The organism is Streptomyces chryseus (assembly GCF_014650755.1).
Lineage (GTDB): Bacteria > Actinomycetota > Actinomycetes > Streptomycetales > Streptomycetaceae > Streptomyces > Streptomyces chryseus.
On the sequence record NZ_BMVO01000052.1, the window covers coordinates 1 to 10,661 of the forward strand.

General features: G+C 68.7%; 8 protein-coding genes and 3 pseudogenes. 5 read left to right on the forward strand and 6 right to left on the reverse strand.

What is annotated here, in order from left to right; genetic code table 11:
- Positions 1–744, forward strand: a 744-nt coding sequence (locus IE185_RS32435; RefSeq protein WP_229843841.1) for a transposase family protein, incomplete at its 5' end; no start/stop codon positions are given.
- 270 nt (positions 745–1,014) lie between these two features.
- On the opposite strand, the gene glpK is transcribed toward IE185_RS32435, so the two are convergent.
- Together glpK and IE185_RS32445 are read right to left on the reverse strand one after the other, a co-directional pair.
- The gene (gene glpK / locus IE185_RS32440; protein ID WP_138896542.1) at positions 1,015–2,535 is read right to left on the reverse strand and encodes a glycerol kinase GlpK; all 1,521 of its coding nucleotides are present in this window, start codon (positions 2,533–2,535) and stop codon (positions 1,015–1,017) included.
- A gap of 60 nt (positions 2,536–2,595) precedes the next feature.
- On the reverse strand, positions 2,596–3,363 hold the full coding sequence (locus IE185_RS32445; protein WP_138896543.1) for an IclR family transcriptional regulator: 768 nt from the start codon (positions 3,361–3,363) through the stop codon (positions 2,596–2,598).
- A gap of 171 nt (positions 3,364–3,534) precedes the next feature.
- Here IE185_RS32445 and IE185_RS32450 point away from each other — a divergent pair, with 171 nt between their 5' ends.
- Positions 3,535–3,981 carry an ATP-binding protein gene (locus IE185_RS32450; RefSeq protein WP_138896544.1) on the forward strand — a complete coding sequence of 149 codons (447 nt, stop codon included), beginning with the start codon at positions 3,535–3,537 and terminating at the stop codon, positions 3,979–3,981.
- Positions 3,982–4,033: 52 nt separating this feature from the next.
- A pseudogene (locus IE185_RS33535) lies at positions 4,034–4,252 on the forward strand (IS701 family transposase); the annotation flags it as partial.
- A 571-nt stretch (positions 4,253–4,823) separates the two neighbouring features.
- On the opposite strand, the gene IE185_RS32460 reads toward IE185_RS33535, so the two are convergent.
- Positions 4,824–7,487 (reverse strand): SpoIIE family protein phosphatase, encoded by a 2,664-nt coding sequence (locus IE185_RS32460; RefSeq protein WP_308432851.1) that lies wholly within the window; start codon positions 7,485–7,487, stop codon positions 4,824–4,826.
- 187 nt (positions 7,488–7,674) lie between these two features.
- On the opposite strand from IE185_RS32460, the pseudogene IE185_RS33540 reads away from it, so the two are divergent.
- Positions 7,675–7,906, forward strand: a pseudogene (locus IE185_RS33540) (glycosyltransferase family 2 protein); the annotation flags it as partial.
- Here IE185_RS33540 and IE185_RS34145 read toward each other — a convergent pair.
- Positions 7,844–8,634: pseudogene (locus IE185_RS34145) on the reverse strand (IS30 family transposase); the annotation flags it as partial. The pseudogenes IE185_RS33540 and IE185_RS34145 overlap by 63 nt on opposite strands.
- A gap of 551 nt (positions 8,635–9,185) precedes the next feature.
- Between IE185_RS34145 and IE185_RS32470 the strand changes: the two are divergent.
- The gene (locus IE185_RS32470; protein ID WP_138896545.1) at positions 9,186–9,635 is read left to right on the forward strand and encodes a hypothetical protein; all 450 of its coding nucleotides are present in this window, start codon (positions 9,186–9,188) and stop codon (positions 9,633–9,635) included.
- 163 nt (positions 9,636–9,798) lie between these two features.
- On the opposite strand, the gene IE185_RS32475 is transcribed toward IE185_RS32470, so the two are convergent.
- The gene (locus IE185_RS32475) at positions 9,799–10,047 is read right to left on the reverse strand and encodes a hypothetical protein (RefSeq protein ID WP_138896546.1); all 249 of its coding nucleotides are present in this window, start codon (positions 10,045–10,047) and stop codon (positions 9,799–9,801) included.
- 98 nt (positions 10,048–10,145) lie between these two features.
- Positions 10,146–10,559, reverse strand: a complete 414-nt coding sequence (locus IE185_RS32480; protein WP_229843842.1) for an alpha/beta hydrolase — start codon at positions 10,557–10,559, stop codon at positions 10,146–10,148.
- Positions 10,560–10,661: the final 102 nt, after the last annotated feature.

The window sequence follows — 10,661 nt, forward strand, 5'->3', positions numbered from 1 at the left end:
GTCCATCCTGCCGCACTCGACCTGCCGCATGCACTCGTGGAGTGGGTCACCATGCTGATCGTCACCCGTGAGGGCGACCGGCGCTGCAAGCTCCGTCCGTCCCAGCGCGCGATGGTGGCACTGGTGTACCTACGCGAACACACCACTCTCGCGAAGATCGCCGCCGGGTTCGGGATCAGCGAGTCCACCGCCCACGCCTACACCAGCGCGGTCGTCGACCTGCTCGCCGAACGTGCACCGGGTCTGCTGAAGACGCTGCGCGAGCACGAACCCGACTTCGTCCTGCTCGACGGCACCCTCGCCGAGTGCGACCGGGTCGGCGACGGCCGGGCCGACTACTCCCACAAACACCGGCGCCACGGTGTGAACGTGCAGGTTGTCACCGACCCCGGCGGCCGGCTGCTGTGGCTCTCGCCCGCCCTACCGGGCCGCACCCATGACCTGACCGCCGCCCGCACCCACCGCATCATCCGGATTCGCGAGCGCCAGGGCGTTCCCATCCTGGCCGATCTCGCCTACCAGGGCGCCGGCCCGTGGCTGACCACGGGCATCAAGCGCAGGCCCCTGCGGGAACTCACCCCCACCGAAAAGTCCCGCAATCAGGCACTGGCCGCAGCGCGAGCACCCGTCGAACGCGGCGTCGCCAGGCTGAAGTCCTGGCGCATCTTCCGCCGGTCCCGATGCAGCCCCAACCGCATGACGTCAATCGCCAAGGCCATCCTCACGCTGGAGCGGCAATGCTGAAGAAGCTCAGTAAACGAGGCGGAGTTACGTCCGGCTCGGGGCACCCGGGGCCGAGCAGTGGGGGACGCGGTCTGCGGGGCATGGTCGCCCTTCGGTCGCATAGGGTAACTGCGCTCCGCATCCGCCACCGCAAAACCACCCGAGAGCACCGGCCCGCCACATGAGCGAGGACCGGCTCCAACTCCCCAGTCCACCACTCAGCTGCGTCCAGCACACCATGCCTGGAGCAACGTAACCGACCAGCTCAGGCAACGATTTCTGACCGTAGCATCAGGGGCCGTTCGGCCGTCTGATCCAGCCCAAGGACCGTTCGACGGCCCGTTGCCAGTTCTCGTACTCCGACGCCCGTCGCGTGGGGTCCATGTCCGGCAGCCATTGGGCCGCCCGGTGCCAGTTGCCGCGCAGCACTTCCAGGTCCGCCCAGTAGCCGGCCGCCAGCCCGGCGGCATAGGCGGCGCCCAGGGAAACGGTCTCGGCCGCCATGGGCCGCACCACCGGCACGTCGAGGACGTCGGCCAGGATCTGCATGAGGAGGTTGTCGGACGTCATGCCACCGTCGACCTTCAGCTCTCTCAGGGTGAGCGAGGAGTCGGCGTTCATGGCGTCGACGACCTCCTTCGTCTGCCAGCCGGTGGATTCCAGTGCCGCCCTGGCCAGGTGCCCCTTGGTGATGTACGAGGTCAGGCCGACGATGATGCCGCGTGCGTCGCTGCGCCAGTGGGGTGCGAAGAGACCGGAGAACGCCGGGACGATGTAGCAGCCGCCGTTGTCCTCGACGGTCCGCGCAAGGGTCTCGATGCCCGGTGCGCTGTTGATGAGTTCCAGCCGGTCGCGGAACCACTGGACCAGGGCACCGGTGACGGCGATCGGGCCTTCCAGTGCGTAGACCGCGGGCTGCTCGTCGATTTTGTAGGCGACGGTGGTGAGCAGTCCATTGCTGGACCGGACGACGTCGGTGCCGGTGTTGAGCAGCAGGAAGCTGCCCGTTCCGTAGGTGCACTTCGCCTCGCCCGGGGAGAAGCAGGTCTGCCCGAAGAGCGCGGCCTGCTGATCGCCGAGCGCGGCCGTGATGGGCCTGCCGGGGAGCACCGAGCGGTCCTCGCCGTACCACTCCGCCGAGGAACGGATTTCGGGCAGGATCGCGTGCGGAATCCCGAAGAACCCCAGCAGTTCCTCGTCCCATTCGAGCGTGCCCATGTTCATGAGCATCGTGCGGCTGGCGTTGGTCACGTCGGTGATGTGGCGGCCTCCCGCCGTCCCCCCGGTGAGGTTCCAGATCAGCCAGGACTCCATCGTGCCGAACAGGACGTCGCCGTTCGCGGCCCGCTGCGCCAGACCGGGCTCGTGGTCGAAGAGCCAGCGGATCCGTGGTGCGGAGAAGTAGGTCGAGGGTGCCAGGCCGCAGCGTTCCAGGAAGAACGCGTCGCCCGGGTCGCTGCGCAGGTCTTCGACGAGCGGGGCGGTGCGGGTGTCCTGCCAGACGATAGCCCTGTTCAGCGGGGTGCCGGTCCGCCGGTCCCAGAGCACGGTCGTCTCGCGCTGGTTCGCGATGCCCAGGGCCGAGACGGCCTCGGCGGCGACGCCGTCGCCCGCGCCGGACAGGGCCTCGGGCACGATGCGTCGCAGATTGCGCCAGATCTCCAGGGCGTCGTGCTCGACCCAGCCGGGTTTCGGGAAGAACTGCTGGTGCTCGCGCTGGGCCACGGACACCAGTCGCCCGCGGTGGTCGAACAGGATGCACCGGGTGGAGGTGGTGCCCTGGTCGATGGACATCACATACCGTTCGACCATGATCCGGACCGCCTTCCGATGCGTGGAGATGCGATGCGTGCAGAGGCGCTGCGCGAGGACCTACCAGCGGGCGGCCCCCAGGTTTCGTGATATCGCCCGGGCGGTCTCACGGAGCAGGGAGAGCAGCTTGAGCTCCGGCCGGCCCCTGACGTCGCAGATCCGCTCGACCGGGCCGGACAGGCCGATGGCGCCCACCGCGAGGCCACCGTGCCCCCTGATGGGCGCGGCGACGCCGGCTTCCCCCATGGTCATCTCCTGTACTTCGGCGCCCCATCCGTTCTCCCGGATCTCGGCGAGGGCGTGGGTCAGCTCGTCCGTTTTGGCCAGGGTGTGCCGGGTGTACGCCTCCAGCCCGGCGTCCACCGCCGCATCGAGGTTCGCGGTGCCGAACGCCAGCAGCACCTTTCCGAGCGAGGAGGCGTGCAGGGGCAGTAGTGCGCCCACGTCCAGGGTCTGGAGGGTGTCGTCCGGCCGGAAGACGTGGTGGATGACGAGCACGCTGCCCTCCAGGGGAGTGCCGAGGCGGACCGCTTCGCCGCTGCGGGCGGCCAGGGCGTCGGCCCAGTTGATCGAGCGCGATCGCAGTTCGTTCACATCGAGGTAGCTGGTGCCGAGGTGCAGGAGGGCCGCCCCGAGCTGGTACTTCCCGGTCGCCGCGTCCTGCTCGACGAAATCCACGTGCTGGAGGGTGCGCAAGATGCCGTGGGCCGTCCCCTTCGCCAGCCCCAGCGAGGCGGCCACTTCCCCGAGCCCGAGCCGACGGGGGCCCGCGGCAAGCAGGCGGAGGATTGCCGCCGCCCGTTCGATGGACTGGACGGGACCGGCCATACCGCGATTCTAGATCCGCCTTCGCCGTCCCACATCGGCCATGACGCGGCGATTTCCGCCGAAGCCGACTTGCGTTCGGTAATGCCGACCGAGGTTTATTGACCGGTTTCTTATCACTCCATAGCGTGCGTGACATCGGCACCCGTCGGTACCGTTCGTCTAGGAGGGCAGATGGCCGCCCAGCTCAACATCGCCGGCCCCACGGCAGTCGATCGCCCCGGCTCCGACACTGTCGATCATGTCTGCCCCGTGCCCCACGCCCCGGGGGCCGTGCGCGCCGTCCGCGGGTGGGTCCGCACCATACTCGCCGAGTGGGGCCTGTCTGCCGACGCCATCATGGATGCACTCGTGGTGGTCTCGGAGCTCCTGACCAACGCACTGGTCCACGCGCTGCCACCGGCGACACTGCGGTTGTCGTGGGTCCGCGTCGACGGACACGGGGCCCTGCGCGTGGAAGTGACCGACGCGGGACCCGCCCTCGCCGGTGATGGGAGGGGAGCCCCGGACCCGGACGAGCACGGCCGCGGTATTGACATCGTCACCGCGCTGGCTGCTCGATGCGGCATACGCGTTGGCACCGAGGGGATCACACGCTGGGCTGACCTCCCTGCGGCCTAGTACTTCAGTCAGGAATCGTTTGCCTGAGCTGGTCGGTTACGTAGTTCCAAGCCTGGTGGCTTGGACGAAGCTGATCTGTGGGCTGGGGATGGAGTCGGTCCTCGCTCGGGTGGCGGGCCGGTTCTATGGGGTGGATCTGCGGTGGCGGATGCGGGGTTACGTGCGCGGTCTGCTGGCTCCGGTGGAGCGGAAGAACGGTTGGCAGCTGGCCGAGTATGCGGGTCACCGCGGACCGGCCGGCTTCCAGCATCTGCTGAGCGGTGCGTCCTGGGGAGTTCGCTTTCACCCCGTCGAGCTGCATCACCCCGATCCGTTCGGCGTCACCGTCGTGCTCAGGCAAGAGGACGGCTACAGCGTGCGCCTCACCAGAGCCTTCGCCCGCTGACCCGACAGAAGAGGAGAGGAGGAGGAGTTCGTACCCGCGGCCTCGATGACGACTCGCTCAGCCGACTGAACGCTGCCGCGGAGCAGCTCAGCGCCGAGCAGCAAGCCGCAGCCAACGAGCGGGCCGCACTGAGGAAGTACCGGCCCGATGTGAAGCGGATGGAGCGGAGCCCGGCGCGGCGAGGGCGAGCTCCGTGTGGTGCGCCTGTCGCTGGCCGTCGCCAGCGTCGCCTTCCCGCGGGCCTGGCATGGACCGTTCTGGCCTGGGACTCCCCCTTACTCTCAGGGTCGGCATCATCTGCGGCACTGCTGCTGATCACTGGGGCGGTCGCCATCGTGGCCGCGTCGCCCGGGGCTCCCTGAGCTTGGGCAATCTGGAGGACACGATCGACAACAACCGCGACGTCCGCGGTTCTTCACTGCCGCAACTACCCAGCGCTGAGGGAGCGGCGAAGCCTCTACCCCGAGTCAGTGGGGGTGACACCGTGATCGGGTGTCACCTCGGCACCGTGACCGGCAGCGAGCTCGGTGAGCAGCAGGGCGATGTCGTCAGCTCGGTACGAGGAGCCCCGGGCGTTGCGCAGAAGCCGGTCGGCGAGATTGTCCGGCGAGTCCGCAGGGGCGTGAGCCAGGGATGCTCTCAGACGGTCAATCCCCACCTTGATGTCGGTGCCGCGTTCCTCGACCAGTCCGTCGGTGTAGAGGGCGAGGACGGACCCTGGTGGGAGGTCGATCCGGGTTGCTGGATAGGCGCTTGCGCGATCCACACCGAGGAGTGGGCCGATGTCCAGTTCGAGGGCGTCGGTCGTCCCGTCGGGACGGCGGATCAGGGGTGGGGGGTGGCCGGCGGTCACGGCGTAGGCATGGTGGCCGTGGGGTTCGAGGTGGATGTAGCAGCAGCTGGCCAGCAGCCCGGGGTCGAGGTCGATGAGGGTTCGGTTGACGCCAGCCATCACATCGCCGGGCGTATGGCCTACCGCCGCGAAGGCCCGTACGGCGCTACGCAACTGGGCCATGGTGGCCGCGGCGGCGATGCTGTGCCCCTCCACGTCTCCGATGACAAGAGAGACCCCACTACCGGTGGGGATGATGTCGTACCAGTCGCCACCGATGTCCATTCCCCTGGTGCCGGGCAGATAGCGCGCGACGGTGCGGATACCCGGGACTACTGGCAGGCGGTGCGGCAGGAGCGCTTGCTGCAGGCCGCGCGCGAGGGCGAACTCGGAGTCGTAGAGCCGCGCTCGTTCCAGGGCCTGGGCGATCAGCCCGGCTAGGGCGGTGAGGACGCCGCGGTCCTTCTCCGTGAACCGGTGGATTTCGTCGAAGCCGAGGACGCAGGTGCCGACGGGGTGGCTGGAGGCGATCAGTGGCAGATACGCCCAGGAGCGTACGTCGCCCGTGGGGATGCCCGGGTAGCCCTGGGAGAGGTCCTGCTGCGACTCGATGAAGAGCGGAGTGCCGGAGGTCAGGGTCTCCGTACCGGGCAGGCGCGCGTGCAGCGGTACGCCCTCCAGCCAGTCGAGGAAATCTTCGTGATGACCGGTGTGAAAGAGCAGACGCATCGTTCCGTCACGGACCACGTAGATCGCCAGCTGCTGGCCTCCGAACGCTGGGAGGAGTTGGTCGGAGATGACTTCGCAGACTTCGCGGGCGGTGACCGCCTCGGTGAGCGCGCTGCCCAGCTGCAGGACGTGGTACATGACGCCCAGGCGCGCTGGTGGGGAAGCCGTTGCTGTCGCCGAGGAAGCGGATGGCGGTGAGGTCGAGGGTGTATTGCCGACGGGCACCACCCGGCCGGTTACTCCGTCTGCTTCCGGATGGAGGGAGAAAGCGAGCCACCGGTCGGGCGGTCGGCAGGCCAGGAAGGAGACTGGCGTCTGCGAGATCATCGCGGACCGGTGGCGGTACTCGACGTCGGGATCGGACAGCCACGGCAGCACGTCCGAGAGAAACTGGCCCAGCAGTTCGTTGCCGCGCACGCCCAGCAGCTGCAGAGCGCTTTGGTTGGCGTAGGTGACCCGCCCATCAGGAGCGAGGGAGAACACCCCGTCCCGCAGCCGTTCGACCGCGGCGACGGCCGCGCTGCCGGCCTGCGCATCGACGACCGTGCCGACCAGGTGGCTGCGTGCCCGCGCACTGTCGGCCTGCGGTGCGCGGCCCCACAACTCAACCGTGCGGTACCCCTCACTGCCGCCCCCGTGATCTCGTATGCGCAGGCGCCGCGCTTTGATCCGGCCCTCGGCGGCTCCCGCTCGGGCGACCGCTCGAAGAGCGGCGCGGTCGCCGGGATGCAGGCAGGAAGCAAGCGTTTCGGCTCGTCCGTCGAAAGCACGGGGGTCGAGACCGAAGATCGCGCAGAGCTCGTCGTCCACGGTGAAGGTGCCGGTGACGAGGTCCCAGTCGAACAGGCCGGCCCGCACGGCCGGTGCCGAGGGAGCTGGGTTCTCGACGGGAATCGTCTGCGGGTCGCACTCGACGGGATCGCCGGTACGGGCGCGGAGCTCGGAGAGGGAATCACCGAGCCGGTTGGCGATGGTCCGCATGTGGCGGCGCTGGGTCTTGGACAGCCCTTCGCCGCCGGGTGCCGCCGCCCAGACGATCGCCAGCGCGCCGAAGGTCTCCTCACCTGAGCCCACCGGCACGGAGCAGGAGCCGAAGGCGTACGGCAGAGCTACAGCGAGCTGGGGAAACCGGCGCATCGTCTCGTCGGCGTCGGCCAGGTGGACCGTGCGCCCCGAGTCATAGGCTGCGGCGACCGGGATGGGACTGCTCACAGGAATGAGGTGCCAGCCCCCGAGCAGAGAGGGTGGCACCCCGCACGTCGCGGCGAGCACGATCGACCGGCGGTCGCGGGAGCGGAGAAAAACGCTCCCGGCGTACGCGCCGGTTCCTTCGACGGCTTGGACGACGGCTGCAGCGAGCAGATCCTCACGCTTCGCCGTCTCGCCAGCCATCATCTCGCGCACAGTTCCAGTGTGCGCGGGTCGAGCCCGCCGGCCAAGCCGGCAGCCCAGCGAGACGCATCGATCGCAGGGTCCGTCGCCGCGATCCGGCCATGGCTCCGCCCTGGATTCCCGAGACACCCGGGCAAGCTCACGCAAACCGTCGACGGTACGGGGCACCTGCACGGTCCGGACACGGAGGACGGTAGAGACGCCGTAACTGACAGCTACTGAGCATCACCGATGCTCAATGATCACCCGGATTTGCTCGGACGGCGCTCATGATCCGCCGACAGTGCTCATCGAATCGCAGATCCTACAAGCCACTTGGATCTCGGCTGCCATGGCGACGAACCGGCTGTAGGCAGTGCCGCCGGGCCGCATCGTCATCGTCGGCAACGGCTCCCAGCTCCCGGACTTCGCCGGCTTGCCGGGCGAGGTGACCGTGATCGACCTGGAGGAGAACTTGGGCTGCCCGGGTGGCCACCACGTCGCGCTGACCCGGTTGCGGGGAGTTCGGCGACGTCGACGTCGTGATCGAGCTCGGCGGCCACGGCGGCAAGGTGCTCGGGGCTGTGAACCGAGAGGTCCGTGCCCTTGGGAAAGTACTGCCGCAGCGGGCCGTTGACGTTCTCGTTGGAGCGGCACGGAAAGGGGCTGGCCGGATCGTAGAAGTAGACCGGGACGTCGGGGGTGACGGTGAACTCGTGGTGACAGCCTATTCCGCTGCCCTGCTCCCAGGTCAGGGAGCGCTTCAGGTGGGCGGGGAGGGTCTTGACGGTGTTCACCAGAGCGGTCGCGCACGGGCTCGGTGGCACGGCCGTGAGGCAGGTGGACCAACAGCAGGTATCAAGGACCGCGCTCGACCGGGGTGCCGATGGCGGAGCCGTTCTCTCTGCCCTTGATCAGGTCTCCGTCCCAGTCGCCGGGGACCGCACGGTCGTCCTCCGAGGCGGGACGCTCGCTGATCATGACCATGGGGTGGCGGTAGCGGGGCTGGCGCTGCTGGGCCTGCCGTCGGGGCTTGCGCCGGACACGTCCGGTGCGCAAGGCGCGGGCCGGCTCGCGGCGGAGTTCACCGCGCCCCTGGACGGAGAGGGGCCTGCTAGATCGTCTCGTGGACCGCGTGGATCTCCGGATGGTCGGGAAAGGTGGTGCGCGGATCTGCTGCTGACTCCACCGTCTGTCAATGTGGTCCTGGACGAGGTCGCGCCACTTTGGTGTGATGGCCAGCTCGGAGTACGAGAACGTCTGGCTCTTGTCCGGGGCAGGGTCGAGGTGCTCGCGTTACCACTCGCTCGGGAGTCGCCGGGGCTCCGTACGCGAAGCCCACCGGCTCCACACCGTCGTAGGCGATCACACAAGCGAAATCCGGGTTGCCGCCCCAGTGATCCACGAACCAGGGAGACTTCTTCTTGAACTCGTCGTCCCGGTCCGCGCCTTGCGCTGCGGCGTGCAGGTCGATCAGCGTCTGACGGATCTGCGGCAGGTCTTCATGGGTGAAGTGTCGGACGTCCAGGTCGGCGGCGATCAAGGCTCGGCTCCATTCGGATCGGTAGCGGTCTCCCCACTCTCGCGCCACGGTGGCACTCGCCGCGAAGGCGCTCAAGTCCTGTAGTAGTCGCCGAGGAGAGACCTCATACGGCCGGGGATGGGGTTGCCCGCCATTGACCGTGACGCACTTGTGGTCGTTGTTCCGCCGACGCGTGAGTACATATCCCCCCTGCGGACTGGTGGGCCCTGCCACCCCTCAGGGCCCACCACCTTTACCGGGCGGCGCGTGCGCTTCTCGCCCCTCTGCCCGGCCGGGCTCAAGGGGAGCACCGTGAAGGTACGGGTTCCTCGGACGATCTGGGTCAGGGTGCGGGGCTGGAGCCGGTGGGCCGGTGCCCTGCGCTCGGGATCAGCAGAACGCAGGCGTACCGGCTGATCGGCATCGCGGATTCCGCCGAAGGACTGAGCCGGGTGATCGGCGCGGCCGGCGTCCTGACCGAGGTGTCACCCGCGGGTTACACGCCCACACCGGGGCTGGTGAATCTGGGGCTGCGGCTCACCACAGCCGCCCAGACCAGACAGGTCGAGTGGCCGGCGGTCCCTGCCATCGTGGGCCAGGCCGTCGACGAACTCCGCCGCGAACCGATCCCCACCACCGGCGCCGACGACACGGGCGGGGGTGACGGCGGCGCTCTGGAACGGGCACTCACTGACACCGAGCGACATCCCGCTGACACGACCGCGATACGGCGCCTGGTCGACGAGATGACCGCCGCCGGCGGCGGCCGGCTGGGACAGATCGTCCTCGAACCCGCCCCGCCCTACCTCTCCTAGCAACAAGCCGTCGACACCGCCCTCACCCGGTCCGCCGACGACATCGGCAGCGACACCGAAACCGTCCTGGCCGTACGCCGCTACGCCTTCACCGGCGACCCTTGCGCCCTGGAAGGCACGTGGCTCTGACTCCCAGGAACGCGGCCGCGGGAACCGGCGCCGGTCAATCCTCGCCCTGGAGGAAGGCAGTGCGGCGCTCGGCAAGAGCGGTGCGCGCCTGGCGTTCGTCGAGGAGGAGGCCGAACTCTCCCCGGGCGACGCGCTGGACGTCCTCAACGGTCGCAGTCCTGCCGGCCGGGCTGCGGGTATGGGCGAGTTCGGCCGCGCCCAGGGCGAGCAGCTGTTCGCGGTCATGCTGCGGGTGCCGGTCGTTGGTGTAGGCGGCAAGAACTCGCTGCCACAGCCCACTCACCGGTCCTCTCCTGACCCCGGCCCAACAGGGGCTGCGACTGCTCAGCACTCACGGGCACCACATCGGTCGCCGCCGCCCGATGTGGTGCCCCGAAACGATCAGCTACTCGCGGCCGGGGCACACCTGTGCCCGGTATTCGGGAGTTTCAACTCCAGGAGGTAGTCGTCCACCGCCTTGCGTGTGCAGTTGGTGCGGCCGTAGACGCTGTGTCCTGCGCCCTCGTACGGCACCAGTACGGTCGTCCTGCGGGTCTGTCGGTGCACGTTGGTCGCCCACGCGTAGTTGTTCGCCGGGTCGTGCAGCGAATGCAGCATGAGAATCTTGGGTGCCTCGGTGATCTGCGGCCGATGCTGCGGATTGTTCACCTTGTACGGCCAGCCGACACAGCCTGCCACTGCTGCGTGAATACGTGGTGAGCCGCGCATGTGGGGGGCGGCCCGCAGTTCGGCCTGGGTCAGGCCGGCGAACTCCCGGTAGTCTTTCGGCCGGATGCGCCAGTCCTGGCAGAACACCGCGTGGAACGGTTCTGCGGTCGTCTGCTTGTCCCCTACCTCTGAGTGCCTGACTGAGAACCGGTGACGGTAAGTGGAGTGTCACGTTCGAGTGGCGTGGTG